This window comes from Bradyrhizobium sp. CCBAU 45321 (assembly GCF_028128975.1).
Lineage (GTDB): Bacteria > Pseudomonadota > Alphaproteobacteria > Rhizobiales > Xanthobacteraceae > Bradyrhizobium > Bradyrhizobium yuanmingense.
Window position 1 is genome coordinate 285,239 of record NZ_LFKZ01000127.1, and the last position, 20,722, is coordinate 305,960.

22 protein-coding genes are annotated in these 20,722 nt (G+C 64.1%); 7 read left to right on the forward strand and 15 right to left on the reverse strand.

All coding sequences use genetic code 11. The features are described 5' to 3' along the window. Window positions 1-60 precede the first annotated feature (60 nt). From ACM43_RS26635 to xoxF5, 6 genes are all read right to left on the reverse strand, one after another. On the reverse strand, window positions 61-2,373 hold the full coding sequence (locus tag ACM43_RS26635; RefSeq protein WP_271544103.1) for a xanthine dehydrogenase family protein molybdopterin-binding subunit: 2,313 nt from the start codon (window positions 2,371-2,373) through the stop codon (window positions 61-63). Window position 2,374: 1 nt separating this feature from the next. Further along, on the reverse strand, window positions 2,375-2,827 hold the full coding sequence (locus ACM43_RS26640) for a (2Fe-2S)-binding protein (RefSeq protein ID WP_271544105.1): 453 nt from the start codon (window positions 2,825-2,827) through the stop codon (window positions 2,375-2,377). A gap of 648 nt (window positions 2,828-3,475) precedes the next feature. Beyond that, window positions 3,476-4,039: an S-(hydroxymethyl)glutathione synthase gene (gene gfa, locus ACM43_RS26645; protein ID WP_271544107.1), complete on the reverse strand. Its 564-nt coding sequence runs from the start codon at window positions 4,037-4,039 to the stop codon at window positions 3,476-3,478. A gap of 31 nt (window positions 4,040-4,070) precedes the next feature. After that, on the reverse strand, window positions 4,071-5,180 hold the full coding sequence (locus ACM43_RS26650) for an S-(hydroxymethyl)glutathione dehydrogenase/class III alcohol dehydrogenase (RefSeq protein WP_027574628.1): 1,110 nt from the start codon (window positions 5,178-5,180) through the stop codon (window positions 4,071-4,073). A 60-nt stretch (window positions 5,181-5,240) separates the two neighbouring features. Then, a complete protein-coding gene (locus tag ACM43_RS26655) occupies window positions 5,241-5,732 on the reverse strand; it encodes a c-type cytochrome, methanol metabolism-related (protein WP_157284197.1) in 492 nt (163 codons plus the stop codon). 116 nt (window positions 5,733-5,848) lie between these two features. Further along, entirely contained in the window at window positions 5,849-7,654 is a 1,806-nt protein-coding gene (xoxF5, locus tag ACM43_RS26660; RefSeq protein WP_157283952.1) for a lanthanide-dependent methanol dehydrogenase XoxF5, read from the reverse strand. 513 nt (window positions 7,655-8,167) lie between these two features. Between xoxF5 and ACM43_RS26665 the strand changes: the two genes are divergently transcribed. Beyond that, window positions 8,168-9,136, forward strand: coding sequence for a helix-turn-helix domain-containing protein (locus tag ACM43_RS26665; protein WP_025037738.1), 969 nt, complete (start codon window positions 8,168-8,170; stop codon window positions 9,134-9,136). A gap of 59 nt (window positions 9,137-9,195) precedes the next feature. Here ACM43_RS26665 and ACM43_RS26670 read toward each other — a convergent pair whose 3' ends face one another. From ACM43_RS26670 to ACM43_RS26685, 4 genes are all read right to left on the reverse strand, one after another. Beyond that, a complete protein-coding gene (locus ACM43_RS26670) occupies window positions 9,196-10,185 on the reverse strand; it encodes a Bug family tripartite tricarboxylate transporter substrate binding protein (RefSeq protein WP_271544111.1) in 990 nt (329 codons plus the stop codon). A gap of 331 nt (window positions 10,186-10,516) precedes the next feature. Next, window positions 10,517-11,446: a substrate-binding periplasmic protein gene (locus tag ACM43_RS26675; RefSeq protein ID WP_036007940.1), complete on the reverse strand. Its 930-nt coding sequence runs from the start codon at window positions 11,444-11,446 to the stop codon at window positions 10,517-10,519. Continuing rightward, complete coding sequence (locus ACM43_RS26680; protein WP_157283950.1) at window positions 11,443-11,796, reverse strand: c-type cytochrome; 354 nt, start codon at window positions 11,794-11,796, stop codon at window positions 11,443-11,445. Before ACM43_RS26680 ends, ACM43_RS26675 begins: the two co-directional genes overlap by 4 nt. Before the next feature lie 12 nt (window positions 11,797-11,808). Continuing rightward, window positions 11,809-13,473: a methanol/ethanol family PQQ-dependent dehydrogenase gene (locus ACM43_RS26685; RefSeq protein WP_271544114.1), complete on the reverse strand. Its 1,665-nt coding sequence runs from the start codon at window positions 13,471-13,473 to the stop codon at window positions 11,809-11,811. A gap of 316 nt (window positions 13,474-13,789) precedes the next feature. On the opposite strand from ACM43_RS26685, the gene ACM43_RS26690 reads away from it, so the two are divergent. From ACM43_RS26690 to ACM43_RS26710, 5 genes are all read left to right on the forward strand, one after another. Beyond that, entirely contained in the window at window positions 13,790-14,182 is a 393-nt protein-coding gene (locus ACM43_RS26690; protein WP_271544116.1) for an EF-hand domain-containing protein, read from the forward strand. Between the two features lie 142 nt (window positions 14,183-14,324). Further along, entirely contained in the window at window positions 14,325-14,654 is a 330-nt protein-coding gene (locus tag ACM43_RS26695; protein ID WP_271544118.1) for a hypothetical protein, read from the forward strand. 217 nt (window positions 14,655-14,871) lie between these two features. Next, a complete protein-coding gene (gene pqqA, locus ACM43_RS26700; protein ID WP_008562446.1) occupies window positions 14,872-14,952 on the forward strand; it encodes a pyrroloquinoline quinone precursor peptide PqqA in 81 nt (26 codons plus the stop codon). 228 nt (window positions 14,953-15,180) lie between these two features. Continuing rightward, on the forward strand, window positions 15,181-16,050 hold the full coding sequence (locus ACM43_RS26705) for a hypothetical protein (protein WP_271544119.1): 870 nt from the start codon (window positions 15,181-15,183) through the stop codon (window positions 16,048-16,050). Between the two features lie 218 nt (window positions 16,051-16,268). Further along, entirely contained in the window at window positions 16,269-16,478 is a 210-nt protein-coding gene (locus tag ACM43_RS26710) for a hypothetical protein (protein WP_036007926.1), read from the forward strand. A 22-nt stretch (window positions 16,479-16,500) separates the two neighbouring features. On the opposite strand, the gene ACM43_RS26715 is transcribed toward ACM43_RS26710, so the two are convergent. Genes ACM43_RS26715 through ACM43_RS26735 form a run of 5 tightly spaced genes read right to left on the reverse strand, consistent with a single transcriptional unit; the run spans window position 16,501 to window position 20,162 of the window. Then, window positions 16,501-16,848 carry a hypothetical protein gene (locus ACM43_RS26715; protein ID WP_271544122.1) on the reverse strand — a complete coding sequence of 116 codons (348 nt, stop codon included), beginning with the start codon at window positions 16,846-16,848 and terminating at the stop codon, window positions 16,501-16,503. A gap of 25 nt (window positions 16,849-16,873) precedes the next feature. Further along, on the reverse strand, window positions 16,874-17,683 hold the full coding sequence (locus ACM43_RS26720) for a pentapeptide repeat-containing protein (protein WP_271544124.1): 810 nt from the start codon (window positions 17,681-17,683) through the stop codon (window positions 16,874-16,876). 47 nt (window positions 17,684-17,730) lie between these two features. Further along, entirely contained in the window at window positions 17,731-18,459 is a 729-nt protein-coding gene (locus tag ACM43_RS26725) for an ABC transporter ATP-binding protein (RefSeq protein WP_271544126.1), read from the reverse strand. Continuing rightward, entirely contained in the window at window positions 18,449-19,186 is a 738-nt protein-coding gene (locus ACM43_RS26730) for an ABC transporter permease (protein ID WP_172785569.1), read from the reverse strand. The genes ACM43_RS26725 and ACM43_RS26730 overlap by 11 nt, the downstream gene beginning before the upstream one ends. Window position 19,187: 1 nt before the next feature. Further along, entirely contained in the window at window positions 19,188-20,162 is a 975-nt protein-coding gene (locus ACM43_RS26735) for an ABC transporter substrate-binding protein (protein WP_271544307.1), read from the reverse strand. Between the two features lie 87 nt (window positions 20,163-20,249). Between ACM43_RS26735 and ACM43_RS26740 the strand changes: the two genes are divergently transcribed. Then, the gene (locus ACM43_RS26740) at window positions 20,250-20,609 is read left to right on the forward strand and encodes a hypothetical protein (protein WP_036007918.1); all 360 of its coding nucleotides are present in this window, start codon (window positions 20,250-20,252) and stop codon (window positions 20,607-20,609) included. Window positions 20,610-20,722 lie beyond the last annotated feature (113 nt).

A 20,722-nucleotide genomic window follows, 5' to 3' on the forward strand; every position in this document is an offset into this window, starting at 1 on the left:
GTCAGATCGATGGAAACGGCGCGAGGCGCCTTGTGTTCCGCCTCGCGCTTCGGTTCCGTCTCACGCCTCCAATTGCTTGCCGATCGGAAGCGCGCGGATGCGTTTTCCCGTCGCCGCGAAGATCGCGTTAATCAGGGCCGGTGCGAACGGGGGAACGCCGGGCTCGCCGACGCCGCTCGGCGGCGTGTCGGGTCCGGGCGGCACGATGTAGACGTTGGTCACCACAGGCGAGTCGTCCATCCTGACGACCTGGAAGTCGTCAAAATTCTTCTGTTGGACCTTGCCGTCCTTGAAGGTGATCTCGCCGTATTTGGCGAGACTGAGCCCCATGATTGCCGCGCCCTCAATCTGCGAAGCGATGCGCTCGGGGTTGACATAGGTGCCGCAATCGATCGCGGTGTCGACCCGCGGCACCGTCAGCTTGCCCTTGTCGTCGACGGCGACCTCGACGACGGTCGCGATGTAGCTGACGAAGCTGCGGTGCACGGCGATGCCGAGACCGTGGCCCTTCGGCACCTTTCGTCCCCATTCCCCCTTCTCGGCGACCAGCTCGACCACTTTGCGCAGGCGTGCGGTGTCGATCGGGTAGCTGTCCTGGGGCTCGCCGTAGTTCCAGAGGTCCTTCACGTTGGGCTTGACGATGCGAGGCGAGCCGATCAGCTCGAGCAGCATGTCTTTCTGGTCGCGGCCCGTTGCCTGCGCGATCTCGCCGACCATCGACTGAACGGCGAAGGCGCGCGGGATGTTCGAGACCGCGCGGAACCAGCCGATGCGGGTGAACGCCGCGGCTTCCGGGTTCTCACACGAGATGTTCGCGATCTCGAACGGCATATCGACCAGGCCCATGCCGATTTCGAACGGCGCCTGATGCACCGTGCCGGCGGCAAAGGTCGAGGCGATGCTGGGAGCCACGCTGCGGTGGCGCCAGGCGATCACCTTGCCGCTCTTGTCGAGGCCGGCCTCGATCCGCTCGACCGAGACGGTGTGCAGGAAGCCGTTGTGGATGTCGTCCTCCCGCGTCCACTGCACCTTCACCGGCGCGCCGAGCTCCTTCGAGAGCAGCGCGGCTTCGAGCGCAAAGTCGCATTTCGACTTGCGTCCGAACCCGCCGCCGAGCAGCGTCACGTTGACCGTGACGTTGGCCTCGGGAATGCCGAGCGTCTTGGCGACGTCCTCGCGGGTGCCGCCGGGGCTCTGCACCGGCGCCCAGATCTCGGCCCTGTCGCCCTTGACGTCCGCGACCGCCACCGGCGTCTCCATGGCGACATGGGCGAGATGCGGAAGGTAATATTCGCCGACGATCACCTTGTCGGCGCTCTTCAGGGCAGCGTCCGCATCGCCCTCTTTGCGCAGCACGAGCCCCGGCTTGCGCGAGGCCTCCTCGAGCTCCTTGCGGTAGGCGACGGAGTCGTATTTGCCGTTGGGACCGTCGTCCCAGGTCAGCTTCAGCGCGTCGCGGCCCTTGATCGCCGCGCCCGTGTTGCGCGCGATCACCGCGACGCCGCCGAGCGGCTGGAATTTCGAGGGCCACGGCCAGCCGCGCACCTGCATCACCTTCTCGACACCGGGGACCTTCAGCGCCTCCGCCGGCTCGAACTTGACCAGCTTGCCGCCGGTCACCGGCGGACGGGCGATCACGGCATATTTCATGCCGGGCAGCCGCACGTCGGCGCCGTAGTTCGCCTTGCCGGTGGTGATGTCGTGGAGATCGACGATGCCGATCTGGCCCTTGCCGAGATAGCGGAAGTTCTTGGGGTCCTTCAGCTTGAGGCCCTCGATGCTGGGCACCGATTCCTTGGCGGCGTCGGCGGCGAGCTCGCCAAAGCCGAGCTTGCGCCCGCTGGCGCTGTGCACGACCTCGTGGTTGACCGCCTTGACCTCGGTCGCCAGCACGCCCCAGCGCTTGGCCGCGGCCTGCTCCAGCATTGTGCGGGCCGAAGCGCCGATCTGGCGCATCGGGATCAGATAATGCCGCGTGCTGCGCGAGCCGTCGGTGTCCTGGTTGCCGAACTTGACCTCGTCGCCATGGGCTTGCTGCACCTTGACCCTGGACCAGTCGGCCTCCATCTCCTCGGCCACGATCAGCGGCAGGCTGGTGCGCACGCCGGTGCCCATTTCCGAACGGTGCCCGACGATGGTGACGATGCCATCCGCGCCTACCGAAACGAACACGCGCGGATCGACCACGACGCCATGCGGCATCTTGCCGGCGCCGGTCTCATAGGCGAGCGCCTGGCGCGACATCACGGGGGCGGCGAGCACGAAGCCGCCGGTGACGCCGAGCCCCTTCAGGATGCTGCGGCGCGACACCTTCTCGACCTTGATGTGCTTTTCGAAGCCGCGAAGCTTGCGGGGATTGTCGATGAAGTTCATGTCACACTCCCGTCGATGCGAGATGGACGGCGTTCTCGATGCGCTGATAGCAGCCGCAACGGCAGATGTTGCCGGACATTGCCTCGCGGATCTGGTCGTGCGAGGGTTTGGGATTCTCCATCAGAAGCGCCGCGGCCTGCATGATCTGGCCGGTCTGGCAGAAGCCGCATTGGGGCACGTTGACCTGACGCCAGGCCTTCTGCACCGGGTGATCGCCGTTCGGATGCAGCCCTTCGATCGTGGTGACCTCGCGTCCGGCGACGTCGTTGACGGACGTGATGCAGGCGCGCACCGCTTGCTTATCGACGATGACCGTGCAGGAGCCGCACAACGCCTGGCCGCAGCCGTATTTGGTGCCGGTGAGCCCGGCCTCGTCACGCAGGAACCAGAGTAGCGGGAGATCCGGGTCACCGTCCCAGCTCTGTTCCTGGCCGTTGATCTTCACCTTGATCATGATCGTGCCTCGCTCTTCATAAGCATGCCAAATTCAAAGTCCGCCGACGCCGGCCGGCGACGGTTCGTGCGTCGTCTCGCCACATCCCGCGGTAGTCCCGCGCGGGCAAATCCCGGAGGGAGGCAGGAACGCAGGTAGCGAAGTCTGGATGTGCTCGATACCTCCCGTTTTCTTCTTAATTGATTGTACGTCGTGCGGCATCGTGACGGCGCGACCCTAGCAGAGATCGCGCCGACCTGGCGTTCACAGCCGAGTGTTCTCACCGGGAAAAGATTGCATCGACGGTTTGTCAAAAGCAGGGCGCGTCATCCGCCACGTTGCGCATCAAATGGGCGCAACGAAAAAAGCTTCGTCCGCCGGCTGCACCGAACGGACGAAGCAGTAGGCCTCAGTCGAGGGAGGGAGAACGCAGAGCACCGCGAACTTCAAGCAGGAAGCGGACGGTCCTGCGCAGTCATTCAGAGACCAGGACTGAGGAGCCGATGGTCCTCACCCACGCGTGGTGCAGAAGCGGCGGCATCGCGCCGCGGTGGTCCCGGCAGCGGGGACCGTGAGGCTCGCTGGCGGCAACGAACGCCAGCGAGCTGCAGATGGTGTAGCCAAGATCCGGCGGCCGGCCAGTTCAGGCGGGCGTCCCAAGCAGTCTTCCTAAGCGGCTTTGGCCTTCGCGACATGGGTCGCGATCGCGTCCATCAGGGCCGGGGACAGGCAGTCATAGGGCTCGAGGCCGATCTCCTTCAGCCGCGAACGGATGCCGGCCATCTGCTCGGGCTTCACACCCGATTCGATCACGGAGGAAACGAAGGCAGCGAATTGCGGCGCCTGCGAGCCCTGCTCCTGGAACAGTTCGGGATGGATGAAATCGAGGCCGTAGAACGGGTGGTTCTTGTTCTCGATCCGGCCGTACATGTGCGTGCCGCAGGCCTGGCAGGCGTAACGCTGGATCACCGCGGAGGGGTCGACGATCTGGAGCTTGTCGCCGTTCTCGAGCACGGTGACGTTCTGGCGCGGCACCACGGCGACGACGGAGAAGGTCGCGCCCTGCGGCTTCCAGCACTTGGTGCAGCCGCAGGCATGGTTGTGGGCGACGTCGCCCTTGATGCCGACCTTCACCGTGTGGTCGCTGCATTGGCAGGCCAGCGTGCCGCCGGCGAAGCTGCCGCTGCCTTGCTTGATGCCGTTGTCGATCGAGGGATGGAGTGCAACAGTCATGGTCGATCCTCCTTGGTGTGACGTTTTCGAGCTAGAACACGACGACTGAACGAATGGATTTGCCCTCGTGCATGAGGTCAAAGCCCTTGTTGATCTCCTCGAGCTTGAGCACGTGGGTGATCATCGGATCGATCTGGATCTTTCCGTTCATGTACCAGTCGACGATCTTCGGCACGTCGGTGCGCCCGCGCGCGCCGCCGAAGGCCGTGCCGCGCCAGTTGCGGCCGGTGACGAGCTGGAACGGGCGGGTGGCGATCTCCTTGCCGGCCTCCGCGACGCCGATGATGATCGAGGTGCCCCAGCCGCGATGGCAGGCTTCCAGCGCCTGGCGCATCACGGTGGTGTTGCCGGTGCAGTCGAAGGTGTAGTCGGCGCCGCCGTCGGTGAGGCCGACGAGGTGCTGAACGATGTCGCCGGTGATCTTCTTCGGGTTGACGAAGTCGGTCATGCCGAACCTGCGACCCCATTCCTCCTTGGAATCGTTGATGTCGACGCCGATGATCTTGTCGGCGCCGGCCATCTTGGCGCCCTGGATGACGTTGAGGCCGATGCCGCCGAGGCCGAACACGACCACGTTGGAGCCCGGCGTCACCTTGGCGGTGTTGACGACGGCGCCGACGCCGGTGGTGACGCCGCAGCCAATGTAGCAGCTCTTGTCGAACGGCGCGTCCTCGCGGATCTTGGCGACCGCGATCTCGGGCAGCACGGTGAAGTTCGAGAAGGTCGAGCAGCCCATGTAGTGGTAGATCGGCTTGCCCTTGTAGGAGAAACGGCTGGTGCCGTCGGGCATCACGCCCTTGCCTTGCGTCGCGCGGATCGCGGTGCAGAGATTGGTCTTCTGGCTGAGGCAGCTTTTGCACTGCCGGCATTCCGGCGTGTAGAGTGGGATGACGTGATCGCCCGGCTTCACCGAGGTCACGCCCGGGCCGATCTCGCGGATGATGCCGGCTCCCTCATGTCCCAGGATCGACGGGAAGATTCCCTCGCTGTCGAAGCCGTCGAGCGTGTAAGCGTCGGTATGGCAGATACCCGTCGCCTTGATCTCGACCAGGACTTCGCCGGCCTTCGGGCCTTCCAGATCGACCTCGACGATCTCGAGCGGCTTCTTGGCTTCGAAAGCAACGGCGGCACGTGTCTTCATCGGTAGCTCCTCAAATTCTCATCAGACGCCAAGAAGTAGTCCTGGCAGCCCTCGTAACGTTCATTTCTTGCCCATGCAGGCGTCTTCAGCCTGGGTATAGGCCTCCGTCTTCTCCTCCTTTTTCGCAGGACGCTGCCGGCCCAAGGCGTCGGTGGAGCGCGCGCGGAGATAGACGTAGAGATCGTCCATGTAGCAGGCGACGTTCGGGTTATCACCGAAGGCCGGCATGACGTTCTCCTGCGCGGTCGAGATGCTCTTGCGGCCGGAGGCGACCACGCCGAGGAAGTCGCCGTAACTCATCGACTTGACAGAGTCCCTCAGCGCCGGTGCGTAGGTCGATCCCATGCCGTCGGGGCCGTGACACACGTGACAATCCGAGTGATAGCGGCGATATCCGGAATAGGTGAACCAGTCCACGGTACCGTCGGCCGAAATCTTGTAGGTCGGGTTTCCGTCCTTATCGAGCCACTTTCCGTCGTCTTCCTTCTTCACAGCGGTCGGGTCGCCCGGACCCTCTGCGACCGCGATTCCTCCGGACACAACGAAGATCATCATCACAGCAATGACAGAGCAGATTTTACGCAAGAGATTTGTTCCTCGGCCGGCATTCGGTGGAGACGAGCCGGCGCGTGGAACGATCCACGCGCCGGAGCGATGCTAAGCGAGGCCTAGTTCGGCAGCGAGAACACGGTCAGCGTACCGCCGAGTGCCGTGTAGTTGCTGAGGGCCGCGTAGCCGCCGACGGCGCCGAGGCCTGCGGTCGGATCAGTCAGGCCTGCCGCGAGACCAATGCCGGCCCAGCCGCCCACGCCGGAGAGCACGGCAATGTACTGTTTGCCGTTGTTCTCATAGGTGGTGACGTTGCCGATGATGCCGGACGGAGTCTTGAACTTGTAGAGCTCCTTGCCGGACTTGGCATCGACCGCCTTCAGGTAGCCTTCGAGCGTGCCGTAGAACACCACGCCGCCTGCGGTTGCGAGCGCACCTGACCAGACCGAGAACTGCTCCTTGTTCGACCAGACGATCTTGCCGGTCTTGTTGTCCCAGGCGATGAAGTTGCCCATGTGGCTTTCACCCTGGGGCGGGTACATCGAAAGCGTCGCCCCCACATAGGGCTGGCCTGCGGTGTAGCTCACCTTGAACGGTTCGTAGTCCATGCAGACGTGGTTGGTCGGAACGTAGAACAGCTGCGTGTCCGGCGAGTAGGCAGCCGGCTGCTGGTCCTTCGTGCCGAGCGCGGCCGGGCAGATGCCCTTGGTGTTCTTGTCCTCTCCGCCGTGCTCGGTGGAAAATTGGGCGACGACCTTCGGACGGCCATAGGTCGGCGAGTTCTTGTCCATGTCGACGCCGCTGGTCCAGTTCACTTTGGGATCGTACTTCTCGGCAACCAGCAGTTCGCCGGTGTCGCGATCCATGGTGTAGGCAAGGCCGTTGCGGTCGAAGTGCGTCAGCAGCTTGCGGTTCTGACCGTTGATCTGCTGGTCGCTGAGGATCATTTCGTTGACGCCGTCATAATCCCATTCGTCATGGGGCGTCATCTGGTAGACCCACTTCGCCATGCCCGTGTCGGCATCGCGGGCGAAGATCGCCATCGACCATTTGTTGTCGCCGGGACGCTGCTTCGGGTTCCAGGTCGAGGGATTGCCCGACCCGTAATAGACAAGGTTCAGAGCGGGATCGTAGGAGAGCCAGCCCCAGGTGCAGCCGCCGCCGATTTTCCACTGATCGCCCTGCCAGGACTTCAGCGAAGAGTCCGGGCCGACCGGCTTGCCGAGCGACGTCGTCTTCACCGGATCCACCTTAATCTGATCGTCCGGACCCGTGGAATAGGCGCGCCAGACCTGCTTGCCGGATTTGAGGTCGTATGCGGTGACATGGCACTGCACGCCGAACTCCCCGCCGGATATGCCGACGAGGACCTTGTCCTTGACGACCAGGGCCGCCGAAGTACCGGTCTCGCCCTTTGCCGGGTTGCCATTGGTGGCCGACCAGGCCACCTGACCGGTCTTTGCATCGAGCGCCACGAGGTTGGTGTCGGCCTGATGCAGGATGATCTTGCCGTCGCCATAGGACAGGCCGCGGTTGACGGTGTCGCAGCACATCACGGGGATGACGTTGGGATCCTGCTTCGGCTCGTATTTCCAAACGATCTTGTTCTCTTGCGAAAGGTCAATGGCGTAGACCTTGTTAGGGAACGGCGTGTGGACGTACATCATGTTGCCGATGATCAGCGGGCCGCCCTCGTGGCCACGCAGCACGCCGGTCGAGAAGGTCCAGGCAACTTGGAGTTTCCCGACATTCTGTGCGTTGATCTGGTTTAGCTTCGAATAGCGGGTATTGGCGTAGTCGCCCGCCGGCATCACCCAGTCTTTCGGGTTTTGCGACATCTTGATCAGCTCGTCATTTGCTGAAGCGCTGCCGACGGCGAGAGCCGCCGCCGAACCAAGACAGGTCGCCAGAAGCACCTTGCGCATAGTTATTCCTCCGTTGGTCTCGTTTATTATTTCCGAAGCGTTGCTCAATCGCCGGGCTTCTCGTCCGGCGTCTGCTCGTGCAGGGCGGTCACGATGGGGACCAGAAACGATGCTGTGCTGTTTCCTCCTCCTGATGAGAGCCACGGGTCCACGTGCAGGAGCGGCCCGTTCTTGTTGTTCCTGCCGCAATCCCTAACGGCTTCGCCATCGGGAAACTTGCCCAAGAGCGAAGGCGGCTTGCTCGACAGCGCACGGAGGTGAAGATTTTGATTTTGCAGTAGCGAATTCAGCGGCTTCGGTGCGCCCTCGAGGCCGCCTCGGCGCTCAGGTTCCCCTTGACGGCGCTGCAACTAAGGCGGAGGATTAAGTTTCAAGAGTGGCAATGGAACGATGGCGCTCGTTGCAAGAGACCGCTCAAATGCGAGGTAAACGTCGCGCAATCACGGCTGAGGGCTCCGGCAGCGCTGGTTGCGATTCGCGCCGAATCTCCGGATCAAATCAGTGGCTGGATTAATGTCCGACACCATTCACACGCTCTCGACGACCGGAATGACGCCGAAGCGGCAGATCCAGAGCTGGATCGACGGGCTCACGAGCCTGTGCGGGCATTTCGACGTCGATCCGCTGGAGGCTTCCTCACTCGAAGGTCGCATCGATTACACCACGGTCTCGCGCCTGAAGCTCTGCCAGATCGAGGTCAGCCAGCATCGCATCGCGCACACGCTGGCGCGCGCCAAGGCCAATGAACACCCGTACATAAAAATCCACTTCCAGACCTACGGCGTGTCTTATTTCGAACAAGAAGGCCGTCACATCGAGATCAATCCGGGCGACATCATTGCCTATGACGTCTCCTGTCCGCATTCGATCATCAGTCCTGCCTTTACCCGTCATGACGTGGTGATCGTGCCGAAGGCGCTGCTGCGCGACCGCGGATTCCCGTCGCAGCGGATGCCGGCGTGCAAATTGACGGCGAAGACGGGGACCGGGCGGATCGCCCACGATTTCGTCCACGCCACCTTCGACGAGGCGGCAAAGCTGTCCGCCAACAGCGCGGTCGGCGTCGCGGATTCACTGATCGACCTGTTGCTGCTGCCGCTGCGCGAAGCCGACACGATGTTCGATCGTGTCGGGCCCGAAGCGATGTATGTGCGCGCGCAGTTCTTCATCCGGGAGCACTTGCGCGACCCGGATCTGTGCATCGACCAGATCTCGGCCGAGCTCGGTTGCTCCAAGCGCTATCTGCACATGCTGTTCTCGGAGCGCGGCACCACGGTGAGCGACTACATCTGGCAGGCGCGGCTGCAGAACTGCCGCCAGGAGCTCGAGGCCCACGCCGGCAAGACTATCACCGACGTTGCCTTCTCCTGGGGGTTCTCCAGCTCATCGCATTTCAGCCGGGTGTTCCGGAAATACTTCGGCGTGGTGCCGTCCTCGATCCACAAGGCACAGCAGGGCGCGGCGAGCTCGGGCGAGCATTAGACGCGGTTTTTCCAAAAGCGGCCGGCGAGGCCGTCCCCGCGATGCGCCCAACTTTCTGATCAGGCCGGCTCGAGGCCCAACGACTTCGCGCTCTCGATCCAGATCGGCAGCTCGCGCTGGTACAGCGCATTGGTTTCCTTGAAGCCGATCGCGGGCTCGAGCACGAAAGTCGAGAGAACCTCCTTCACTTTCGGATCGGTGTTGGCGGCGACGCAGAGCTCGGCCAGGCGGTCGACGACGGCTTGCGGCGTCGCCTTGGGCACGGCCCAGCCGGTGAATCCGCTCACGGTGAAGAATTTCGACGTCGCGCCCTGCTCGGGAAGGGTCTTGATCGCGGGGATCGCATCGACCTTCTTCGAATGCACGGCGAACACCGTGCCGCGGTCGCTTTGCAGGACCGACTGCGCGGCCGTGTAGCTGCCCATCGCGGCATCGAGGGTGCCTTCCAGCATTCCCGTCCACATCGGCGCCTCGCCGCGATAATGCACCGGCTCGATGTTGAGGCCGTACTGCTTGTTGAGCTCGTTGACAGTCATGTGCGGGGCCGAGCCCGCGCTGTAGGTGCCGAAGTTCACCTTGCCGCTCTTGCGCGCGAAGGCGACGAAATCCTCCAGCGTCTTAACCCCTGTTTTCGGATTCGCGACCAGCAACAGACCCGCGCCGGGAATGACGCTGACGAGCGTCAAATCCTTGTCCATGTCGTAGCCGGGATTTTTCATCACCACACGGTTCATGATGTAGGTGGTCGAGATCGAGCACAGGATGGTGTGGCCGTCGGGCTCGGCGCGGGCGACTTCCGCCGTCCCGATCGCGCCGGAGGCGCCGGGCTTGTTCTCGATGACGACGGTCTTGCCGACCTGCTTGGAGATGAACTCGCCATAGGCGCGCGCGAGCAGGTCGGTCTGGCCGCCGGCGGGATAGCTGCAGATCATGCGAATCTGCCGCGCCGGCCAGCTACCCTGTGCCGATGCGCCGCGCGCGACGAGCGGCATCGCCAGTGCACTGGTCCCGGCGGCGATGAAGTGGCGGCGATCGAGCTTGGCGGACATGATTCTCTCCCTGATTTTTGCCGAACCTACTGCATCCGGCTGTCGCTGCCATCGGTCGCAGGCGAGACAGATTGGCGCATTCGATTGGTCTGCGCGGTGCCTATTCGGTGATCACCCGGACGCGCAGATTGCTGGCGATGGCCGGGGAATTCACGGGGCACCGATGGGCGAATGAAATGCCTCCAGTATACGAAGGGAGACGCCGCTAGCCACATCCTCCGTCATTCCGGGATGCGTGCGCAGCACGCAGGCCCGGAATCCATCGCCCCGCATGCGCTGCTGATAAATGGATTCCGGGCTCGCCCTGCGGGCGCCCCGGAATGACGGTGCCTCACCGCTGGATGATCTTGGTCCAGACATCGCCGAGGATCGCGGGCTCGCGCGGCGGCAGATAGGTGAGGCCGGCCTGCTTGCCGAATTCGGCGATCTTGCCCGAAGCCGTGAGCTCCGTCAGCGCCTTGTTGACGGCCGCGATCAGCGCGCCATCGCTGGCGAGCCCGACATAGCCGCGATTGGCTCCGATCGGATAATAGTAGCCGGACGCCGTGATCGCCGTGTCCGGGTGCGCGGCGCGATGGGCGTCGAAGCGGGCAAGATCGATCAGCGTCGCGTCATGGTCGCCGCGCTCGAGTCCGCCGAGGAGATCGTCGCGGCCGGGGACGAGATGGGTGATGTTGTCGATCAGGCGTCCCTTGTCGAAGGTCATCAGAATGGCGTCGCCGAGCGATCCGCTTTCGATGGCGAGACGAAGGCCGGCGAGATCGCCGATGTCGCCGACCTTGCGCCCGCGGGCCTTTGGCCCCAGCACCACCGTCATCGGCGAATAGATGTAGGGCTGGCTCGGCGCGAGCACGCCGAGCGGGACGCGGCGCCGCCGATCGTCGCGCGTGGCGCCGGCGAAACCCGGCAAGCGCGCCGTCTTCATCCCGGGTGCGACAAGCGAATCCTGCGTCAGCGCGTAGCCGCCGACCAGCGAGCAGCGCCCGTCCGAGAGCAACGCGTTGGCCTCGAGCTGCGGGCTCGAATCCTCATCCAGCCTGCTCTCGAACCACTGGATCTTCAGCGGGCGTCCCATCCGCTCGGCGATTGCCTGCGCCAGCAGCACGTCGAAGCCGGCATCCGGCTTGTCGCGGCGATGCACCGAGAGCGGCGGCCGGTCCTCGTCGAGACAGACCTTCAGAGGATCGTCGGCTGCGAGAGCGACCGACGCCATCGCGGACAGAACGGCCGCAACGCTCCAGGCAACGCGCCGGCCCCTCATGGCTTCCTCCGGCTGGAGACGAAGGCCCAGAGGTTTCCGATCTCGTCGTCGCTGAGAATGTCGGCCCAGGGTGGCATCTTGTTGTTCTTGCCGTTCTTCACCGTGGTGACGAAGCGCGTCTTGTCGTCGGGAATGGCACGCAGATCCGGCGTGACGGTGCCGGAATTCATCAGATTGGGGCCGTGGCAGTGCGAGCATTTCGAGGCGTAGGTCGACTTGCCATGGTCGATCTGCGCCTGCATGGAATTGCCGGTGGTGTCATCGGCGCGGACGGTCGCCGCATGCGCGACCGACAGCACCGCGACGGCGGCGATCATCGCCGCCGTCTTGTGAGGGATCACTTTCAGCATCGTACCCGTGTTTTACTGTTTGACCGCAAAGACCCACAGCGAGCCGCCGGGCGGCACGTTGGCAAGCCGCTCGTCGCCGGAGAACAGCGAGTAGACGCCGCCATAGCCGCTCGTCACGGCGACATACTGCACGCCGTCCTGCTGCCAGGTCACCGGCTGTCCCTCGATGCCGGAGCCGGTCTGGAACTGCCAGAGCTTCTTGCCGGTGTCGGCGTCGAAGGCCTCGAACTCGCCGGTCAGCGCGCCTGAGAACACGACGCCTCCGGCCGTCGAGAGCACGCCCGAGAAGCGCGGAATGTCGCTCGGCGCCTCCCATTTCGATTTGCCGGTCATGGGGTCGATGGCCTTGAGATGACCGCGCGGCCCGTCGCCGTATTCCCAGAGGTCGGTCAGATCCATGCCGAGATACCATTCGCCCTGCTTGTAGGTGACGGGCTCGGTCTTGTACCTGCCGCCGAAAGCGAGCGTGTTGGCATAGGCGAGGCCGGTCTGCGGATTGAACGACATCGGCTCCCAGTTCTTGCCGCCAAGGATCGAGGGATAGACGGTGACTTTCTTGCCCTCGCGTGCGTCCTTCGACACGTCGGTCTCGATCGGACGTCCCGTCTTCATGTCGATGCCGGTTGCCCAGTTGACCTTCACGTAAGGATTGGCCGCGAGCAGCTTGCCGTTGGTGCGGTCGAGCACGTAGAAGAAGCCGTTGCGGTTGGCATTCAGCAGCGCCTTGGTCGGCTTGCCCTCGATCGTCATGTCGGCGAGCACCATCTCGGCCACGGCGTCGTAGTCGAACGGATTGTTCGGCGAGAACTGGTAATGCCACTTGATCTTGCCGGTCTTGGGATCCAGCGCCAGGACGGAGCAGGTGTAGAGATTGTCGCCGGGGCGCACCGCCGAGTTGAACGGGCCGGGATTGCCGGTGCCCCAATACACCGTGTTCAGCTCGGGGTCATAAGAGCCGGTGATCCAGGTCGAGCCACCGCCGAGCTTCCAGGTGTCGCCCTTCCAGGTGTCGCCGCCGGGCTCGTCCGGCGAGGGGATCGAGTGGGTCCGCCAGAGATGCTTGCCCGTTGCCGGATCCCAGCCGTCGATGAAGCCTCTTGTGCCGAATTCGGCGCCGGAGATGCCGGTGATGACGACGCCGTCGGCAACGAGCGGGGCCACCGTCATCGAATAGCCTTCCTTGATGTCGGCTGCCTTCTGCCGCCACAGCTCCTTGCCGTTCTTGGCGTCGATGGCAATCACGTGGGCATCGAGCGTCGTCCGGAACAGCTTGCCCTCGTGAATCGCGACGCCGCGGTTGATGATGCCGCAGCAGACGATTCGCGGCGTCTCCGCCGGATATTCGATCTTGCTCTTCCAGATCTGCTTGCCGGTCTTGGCATCGACTGCCATCGTGGCATTGTGCGAGGTGACGTAGATGACGCCCTGATAGACGATGGGCTGCGATTCCTCGCTCCGATCGTCATTGAAGCTGTAATTCCAGATCGGGACGAGATTCTTGACCGTATCCTTGTTGATCTGCTTCAGCGTGGAGAAGCGCTGGAGATTGTAGCCCATTCCATAATTGAGGACGTTCGAGGTGTCGGTCGCACCCTTGACCAGTTGCTCGGTGGTTTGTGCATTTGCACAGGTTGACGCAAGCATGACGAGGCCCGCGGCCATCGCAAAGCGTTTCATCCGTTCCTCCCAATATGCGCGCCTTTGACGCTGCGGCTGCAACACTCCGTCGGAAACCAAAACCCGTCAATACGAAAGTCGTAACTGCCGTGCCGATATCGTCGGCGGTCACCTGACGGAAACCTGACGAGGGCAACTCCGACTTGTGCGGAGACGCTGAGAAATTCCGCGGCGCGAAGCACTATCGGAAGCAGGTCGATGCATCTCGACCGGTTGTGGCGCGCGCAAGTTGCAGGTCCGGACTTGAACCGAGCCCCGCTTGCGGGTTTATCTCGGCTCTGCCCCATCGATCCGGGGCTATGTCAGGGAGGTCTCGATGATTTCGGCTCGCTCGATTGCCCTTGCACTTGTAATTGCACTGTCGGCCGGTCCGGCGTGGTCGGCCTCCGGCAATGCGGTCAAGTTGTTCGACACTGACAATGACGGCACGCTCGATCTTGCCGAGGTGAAGAAGGCCGCCGCCGCCACGTTCGCAAAGCTCGATCCCGATCGCGACGGCACGCTCGATGCGCGCGAACTGCGTGGACGGTTGAGCGCGAAAGCACTCGCCGCGGCCGACCCCGACCGCGACGGGACCCTCACCCTCGACGAATATTTGTCGGTGGTCGAGCAGCGTTTCAGCGCAGCCAATCCCGACAAGGACGGAACGCTGGATGCGAAGGAGCTGAACGCGCGCGCCGGTCGCGCGCTCGTGCGATTGCTCCGGTGAGCGCCGCGGCCGGAACGGGCGTGACGGGCGTAACGTTTGCGATCATTCTCGTCTCGCGCTCGGGAACATCGGGCTGCTCGGCCTGTTTCTCCGCATGTCCTGCCGGCGCCGGGGCTGCGCTGCGGGAGAAAAGGAGATGCAGATGAATACGAATCGTTCCCTTCTTGCTGCCTGTGCAATCCTGGCGCTGAGCGCCGGGGTTGCGGTCGCCGGGCCCTGCAACACCGGCAGCGCCAGCACCGACAAGGATGCTGGTTCTGGTCCGGTCACCGTGGGCTCCGCGCAATCGCACACGTCCGGTTCGGCGAGCGGTACCAGCCAGCATCCGCCGACCAGCACCATGAACCGTGCCAGCGGTGAATCGCCGGCGTCGTCCGAGGATGCGCAGCGCCAAATGCAGAGCGAGCCGACGGCGGCTCAGCGCGCTGCAGGCGCCAAGCCGAATGCCGAAATGGCCGACAAGGATTGCTGACGGCGACGTTGTCGATTGGACGCGCGGTGCATTGCACAAGGCAGTGTCTCGCTGGTCATGTTTGACCAGGAGGGAACTTGCCTTGTCCGAGAGAGAAATTGCGGCCGCGAAGAATTGGCACAGACGCGGCGGCAGTCGAATCGAGGCTTGAACTGCAATTGACGCAGCCCTAGGTTTTCGCCGCGCGATGTCGCGCTCAATACCTTGGGAGACCCGAATGGCTTGGAAAGCTCCGAAGATCGTGGAAGTGCCGGTCGGCATGGAAATCAACATGTACGCCTGCGCCTCGCGCAAGTAAGACCGACGACCTGCCGCGGCTTCGATGGCGAACGCCGTCGGAGCCGTGGCAGTGTCGGATCTGCGCCTCGCCGTGCTCTATGCTTTGCGGATCGCGCGAAAGCCGCACGTGGAGGGGCTTCAATTCTTTCCCCGCAAAATCTCGACCGTGCTCTGCGGCAGTGTGTTACGCTGACGCCCGGTCAGCGCTGCTGCCGCATCATAGCGGCGCGCGCCTTTGGGGCACGGGATGGGCGGCAGAGCCTGCAAGTTCTGGACGGTGATCGTGTGCGCGATCGTGCTGGCACCGGCGCGCAGCAGCGCCGAGGCAGGTTTTGATACCGAGCACATCTTCGGCTTCATGATCGGCACCGATATCGGCAATGTCGGCGAGCGCGAATTCCAGACCCAGACGACGGGGCGCTTCGGCAAAGGCGGGGGCGCTTATCGCGCCCTTGAACACGAGGTCGAGATCGAGGTGGTGCCGCTGCCGAATTTTCGTGTCGAGGTCGGCGGCACCGCCAGCTTGCACCACATCACCGGCGTCCCTGACATCGACGACCGCCGCCAGTTCAACTTCCAGGGCATCTCGCTTGACCTGCGCTATCGCCTGCTCGACCGTGAGCGCGCACCATTCGGCCTCACGATTGCGGCCGAGCTCCACGGCGACCGCATCGACGAGACCAGCGGCGCGAAAGGGCGGATGTACGGCACGGAATTCACGTTCGCCTTCGACCGCGAACTCATTCCGAACTTCGCCATCGGCGCCCTCAACCTGATCTACCAGCCGGAATGGGCGCGCTTCGAGATTGGAGGGGCTTCCGAGAAGAGCTCGACGATCGGGGCCGCGTTTGCCGGCCTGATGCGGGTGCGGCCCAATGTGCTGCTCGGCGGCGAGATGCGCTACTTCCGGCAATATGAGGGCATCGGCCTTAGCGAGTTCTCAGGCCAGGCCCTGTTTGTCGGCCCCACCGCCTATTTCCAGCTCTCCGAGCGTTCCCGGCTCACGGCGAGCTGGAGCATGCAGGCCTGGGGGCGCCCGGCCAGCTCAGGCGGCAATCTCGACCTCGTCAATTTCGAGCGGCATCAGGCACGATTGGTGTTCGGCGTGAATTTTTAGCGCGGAAAGTCGTCATGCCCGGGCTTTTCCCGCGTGCGCGGCCGAAGCCACTTCGGCGAGGCGACGGCCAGGGCATCCACGTTCTTTGTTCCACGAGGCAAGGCGTGGATGGCCGAGCCCGGCCATGACGAGGCTCCGGCGCTATGAAACTTCCCCCTCCTTCGCGCGTAGCTTCATGTGCTAATCTCTCCATCGCCCCCTTGCGAGAGGATCCCGGCATGAACCCGATTGACCTGGTGGTGACTGTGTGCGCGGTGCTCTCGCCTGCGACCTGCGAGGAGCGGCATCTGGTGTTCCACTATTCCGGGTCGCCGCGGCAATGCGCGATGGCCGCGCCGCCCTATATCGCGCAATGGGTCGGTGAGCATCCGAAGTGGCACGCGGTGAAGTGGCGCTGCGAATATCCGCACCCGAACGACAAGGCGTGAGCTGCCAGAATCCGTTCGAACGCTACTTGGTGCAGTCCTTCAGATCCTTGTCGGCGATCGAGAACACCGCGTCGGCCTTGATCTCGATATCGCGGACGACGCACTGCCGTGCATTGGGGTAGCTGACCCTGGCGTCGTAGCGGCCGGGCTCGATGCCGGTGATGCGCAACCGCTCGTCGTGGTCGACCTCCTTGTCCTTGTCATTCAAGCACTGGTTCGGACCCCAGTCGGTCTTGCCCGCGGGTGCAAGCTGGAAGCCGGAGATGGTCTCCGTCGTGAGATTCCAGAGCCTTATGCCCTTGCCCTTGGTCTGCGCGGCGGCTTCGCCGGCAAGCATCAACAACGCGGTCAAAGCAAGAACCCCACGCATCAGCCAGTCCTCCCAAAGGACGCCGTCATTCCCTGATCAGGCGCTCGCGGTTCTTTGCCTTGTCGAAATTCTTGGCGCGGTCAAGGCCATTTGGTGCGATCAGCTTCGCCGAGACGAGATCGGCGCCGTCGAAATCGGCGTCGATGACGATGGCGCCGGTCAGATCGGCTCCGCCGAGTTGGGCGTTTTTCAGTGATGCGCCGCTCAGATCGGCGCCCCTGAGGACTGCGAATTCGAGGTCAACGCGCGACAAATCGGCGTTGCGCGCGTTCAGCCGTTCCAGCTTGGCGGATCTCAGTACCGCGCGCATCAGTCCCATCGACTGGTTTCGCATATCGGCGCTGAGATTCGCGTCCGCGATCGAGGCGCCGACCAGGCTTGCGCCGGTGAGGTCGGCAGCGATCCGCGCTCCTGACAGGTTCGCACCGTCGAGACGCGCGCGGGCCATTTGCGAGGCGAACAGATTGGCGCCCTTCAGGCTTGCGCCGGTAAGATCCGCATCCAGCAGCCACGCCTGATCGAGGATCGCACCGTCCAGCCTGGCGTCTCGAAGTATTGTCTTGTTGAGCCGCGCGGCGCGGAGAACCGTGTTGGACAGGTCCAGCCCCGAGAGATCGAGACCCGACAGGCGTTTGCCGGTGAAATCGGCAGGCTGTTTTGGGCTCGCTTTGGCCAACATGGCCTCGACCTCCAGCCTCGTCATTTCAGCCGAGACCATCGCGGGGGAGGTGAGGTCGATGCCACGCATCATGTCCTGCGCGCCCGCCGTCATCGCAACGAGTGCGAGGCTAAGCGCTGCAAGACCAAGCGTTGCGAAGGCGACTGTCCGTGTCATCATCAGCTCCGCCGCCCGCTAATCTAGCACGTCCACCAGGCGACCGGCTATGAGGCATCTCGCTCAGTGCGGTCGCCTTGAGTTCGTTGCGCGAGGCCGGCCTTGATCGCCGCAATTTCGGCTTCGCCGCGTGTGTCGCGCGGGGTGCCGATAGGCACCTCGGCGACGATCCGCGCTGGTCGCGGCGACAGGAAGAACAGCCGGTCGCCCAGGCGCACTGCATCGTCCAGGCTGTGTGTCACCAAAAGCGTCATCACCGGCCGGCTCGCGACGAGCGTTGCAATTTCATCGCGCAGGCGTCCGGCGAGAGCGTCATCGAGCGATGCCAGCGGTTCGTCGAGCACCAGAATATCCGGCTCGACGGCAAAGGCGCGGGCGAGCGCCACGCGCCGGGCCAAACCCAGCGAGAGCTCACCGGGATAGTGGTCGCGATGCGCTTCCAGCTCCAAAATCCTGAAGAGCTCGGCGAGCTTGGCATCCGCGACATCGGGCGCAGCCAGCCGTACATTCTGCTCGACCGAGCGCCACGGCAGCAGGCGCGGCTCCTGGAACACCATGCCGATCCGCGCCTCCGGCGGTCGCGCGACGCGGCCTGCAAAGTCGTGGTCCAGTCCCAGGATGATGCGCAGCATCGTGCTCTTGCCGCAGCCGGAGGGGCCGATCAGCACGCCGACCTCGCCGGATTGCAGCGCGAACTTGACGGGCGCCAGAACCTCGTGCGTTCCGCCCGCGGCACTCCTGAAAGTCTTGCCCGTGATATCGACCTCAAGCCGCACGGGGCCGCCACCTGTTTGCGCGGGCTTCGAACGGCTGCACCAGCAAGGTTTCGATGACGAGCACGACGGCGGCGAAGGTGAGGGAATAGGCCAGCAGCCGCGGCGTGTCGAACAGCTGGAAGGCGACGCCGATCTCGAAGCCGACGCCGTTCGGCCGCCCCAGCAGCTCGGCGACGAGCACGATCTTCCACACCAGCGACAGGCCGGAGCGGGCCGAGGCCGCGATATAGGGCGCCAGTTGCGGCAGCACGACGTGGCGGAAGGCGCGCCAGCGCGGCATTGCGAACACGCTCGCCATCTCGTCGAGCGAACGGTCGAGCGCGCGCGTGCCCTCGCGCAATGTGACGATGGCGGTCGGCAGCTTGTTGATCGCAATCGCCGCGATCGCGGCGGCCTCGGTGAGGCCAGCCCAGATATAGGCCAGCACGATCACGACCAAGGCGGGCAGGTTGAGCAACAGGATCAGCCAGGGATCGCCGAGCCGGTCGGCGAGCTTCACCCGGCCCATCAAATAGCCGATGGCACTGCCGAGCGACATCGCGAGGGTGAAGGCGAGCGCGACGCGTGCCAGCGTGGCGCCGAGATGCAGGAACAGCGCGCCGCTTGATGCTTCCGCGATCATCACCTGAAGCACCGCCGGCGGGGAGGGCAGCTTTGCGCCGCCGACGAGGAGCGCGGCAATCCACCAGATCGCGAGGAACAGGGCGAACGAGAGCAGGCGCAGCACCTCAGTCTCCGGGGACTGCGTGATAGAAGGTGCCGGGATCGAGCTCGGCTGCAGGGCCGACGAGGTCGCGGCCGCCGATCTCGGCCAGCACGCGGTAGAGCACGCGCGCGTCCTTTTCCTCGTCATCGATGCTCCGGCGCGGAATGCCGTCGCGGTAGCGGTCGCGGTAAGCCTTGAGCAGGGCAGGATCGGACGTGCCGGTAAGCGGCGCGACCTTGTCCCAGGCCGCATCCGAGGTCGCCAGCAACTCCTTGGCCTTGCGGGTCATCGCGATGAAGCGCGCGACGGCCTCCTTATGGCTCGCGGCCCAGCTCTCATCGAAGACATAGCCGACCGCGGCGACCGCGCCTTTGGCGCCCAGCTTCGGCAAGATGTCCTCGATGCCGGCGAGGCGCCTGAAGCCCTTCGCTTCGAGCTGGGCGCAGAAATTCCAGAAGTTGAGGCTCGCATCCATCTCCCCGTCCAGCGCCTTGGCGGCGATCAGCGGCGGGGCGCCGTAGACGATGGTTGCTTCCGACTTGAGGTCGATGCCGTCCTGCTTCATCCGCGCCTGCAGCAGCAGCCAGCTCTTGTCGATCGCCCCGCCGGCGACCGCGAGCTTGCGGCCCTTGAGGTCGGCGAGCGTCTTGATCGGCGATGAGGCCGGCACCATCACGGCGCCGAGCGCGCTGGAATAGGGATAGAAGGTGAGCTTCGCACCGAGCGTGCGCTCGCGTGACACCCACAGCCAGTCCGACAGGATGATGTCGGCGCTGCCGGCGCGCATCGCGATCTTGCCGGCTTCGGTGCTCGCCAGCTCGGTGACCTCCAGCGCCAAGCCGGCCTCCTTGTCGAGGCCGGCGCTGCGGATCGCGGCCAGCTCCCACGAGAATGTTCCGGTCTTCTGCACTGCAAGGCGGATCGTGTCCGCAGCGCCAGCAGGTGCGGCTAGCGCCAGCACCGTTGCGAGCGCCCAAATTCGCGCCAAAACTCTCATCACCTTGTGAGCCGTTTCCTCTGACAGAGTGCTTTTCAGCACAATACGCATAGCATAGCCTTGGTCGCAACCAGCGGGAGGACGCGCATGAATCTGGCCGGACGGCTACGACCGATTGTCGCCGCATTGACGGCGCTCGCTGCGAGCGTATGCGTGGCACGGGCCGAAGAGGCCAATGATTATCCCACCGCCGCGCGCGCGGAATACGTCTATGGCTGCATGAAGGCCAATGGCGAGACGCGCTCCGCGATCGAGCAATGTTCCTGCTCCATCGACGTGGTCGCCTCGATCATACCCTACGAGCGCTATGTGACCGCCGAGACCGCGCTCAGCATGTCGCAGGTGCGCGGCGATCTCGGTGTGCAGTTTCGCACTTCGGAGCAGGCCAACTCGGCGGTGAATGACTTGAGGCGCGCCCAGGCGGAAGCCGAGGTGAGGTGCTTCTGAATTGTGCCGCGGTGTCTCTTACCCTCCCCTGGAGGGGTCCGGGACGAGCGTAGCTCGCCCGTGGTCGATCGCGCGAAGCGCGAGGAGAGACCGTCACCCCACCCCGTCCCACA

Bases quoted from the DNA above. Each gene is read 5' to 3' on its own strand.
- xoxF5 (WP_157283952.1), bottom strand. From the start codon at position 7,654: ATGCGCAAGGTGCTTCTGGCGACCTGTCTTGGTTCGGCGGCGGCTCTC.
- ACM43_RS26650 (WP_027574628.1), bottom strand. From the start codon at position 5,180: ATGAAGACACGTGCCGCCGTTGCTTTCGAAGCCAAGAAGCCGCTCGAG.
- ACM43_RS26640 (WP_271544105.1), bottom strand. From the start codon at position 2,827: ATGATCAAGGTGAAGATCAACGGCCAGGAACAGAGCTGGGACGGTGAC.
- ACM43_RS26675 (WP_036007940.1), bottom strand. From the start codon at position 11,446: ATGAGGGGCCGGCGCGTTGCCTGGAGCGTTGCGGCCGTTCTGTCCGCG.
- ACM43_RS26715 (WP_271544122.1), bottom strand. From the start codon at position 16,848: ATGCGTGGGGTTCTTGCTTTGACCGCGTTGTTGATGCTTGCCGGCGAA.
- ACM43_RS26635 (WP_271544103.1), bottom strand. From the start codon at position 2,373: ATGAACTTCATCGACAATCCCCGCAAGCTTCGCGGCTTCGAAAAGCAC.
- ACM43_RS26680 (WP_157283950.1), bottom strand. From the start codon at position 11,796: ATGCTGAAAGTGATCCCTCACAAGACGGCGGCGATGATCGCCGCCGTC.
- gfa (WP_271544107.1), bottom strand. From the start codon at position 4,039: ATGACTGTTGCACTCCATCCCTCGATCGACAACGGCATCAAGCAAGGC.
- ACM43_RS26740 (WP_036007918.1), top strand. From the start codon at position 20,250: ATGAATCTGGCCGGACGGCTACGACCGATTGTCGCCGCATTGACGGCG.
- ACM43_RS26720 (WP_271544124.1), bottom strand. From the start codon at position 17,683: ATGACACGGACAGTCGCCTTCGCAACGCTTGGTCTTGCAGCGCTTAGC.
- ACM43_RS26695 (WP_271544118.1), top strand. From the start codon at position 14,325: ATGAATACGAATCGTTCCCTTCTTGCTGCCTGTGCAATCCTGGCGCTG.
- ACM43_RS26710 (WP_036007926.1), top strand. From the start codon at position 16,269: ATGAACCCGATTGACCTGGTGGTGACTGTGTGCGCGGTGCTCTCGCCT.
- ACM43_RS26705 (WP_271544119.1), top strand. From the start codon at position 15,181: ATGGGCGGCAGAGCCTGCAAGTTCTGGACGGTGATCGTGTGCGCGATC.
- ACM43_RS26665 (WP_025037738.1), top strand. From the start codon at position 8,168: ATGTCCGACACCATTCACACGCTCTCGACGACCGGAATGACGCCGAAG.
- ACM43_RS26735 (WP_271544307.1), bottom strand. From the start codon at position 20,162: ATGAGAGTTTTGGCGCGAATTTGGGCGCTCGCAACGGTGCTGGCGCTA.
- pqqA (WP_008562446.1), top strand. From the start codon at position 14,872: ATGGCTTGGAAAGCTCCGAAGATCGTGGAAGTGCCGGTCGGCATGGAA.
- ACM43_RS26655 (WP_157284197.1), bottom strand. From the start codon at position 5,732: ATGATCTTCGTTGTGTCCGGAGGAATCGCGGTCGCAGAGGGTCCGGGC.
- ACM43_RS26685 (WP_271544114.1), bottom strand. From the start codon at position 13,473: ATGAAACGCTTTGCGATGGCCGCGGGCCTCGTCATGCTTGCGTCAACC.
- ACM43_RS26690 (WP_271544116.1), top strand. From the start codon at position 13,790: ATGATTTCGGCTCGCTCGATTGCCCTTGCACTTGTAATTGCACTGTCG.
- ACM43_RS26670 (WP_271544111.1), bottom strand. From the start codon at position 10,185: ATGTCCGCCAAGCTCGATCGCCGCCACTTCATCGCCGCCGGGACCAGT.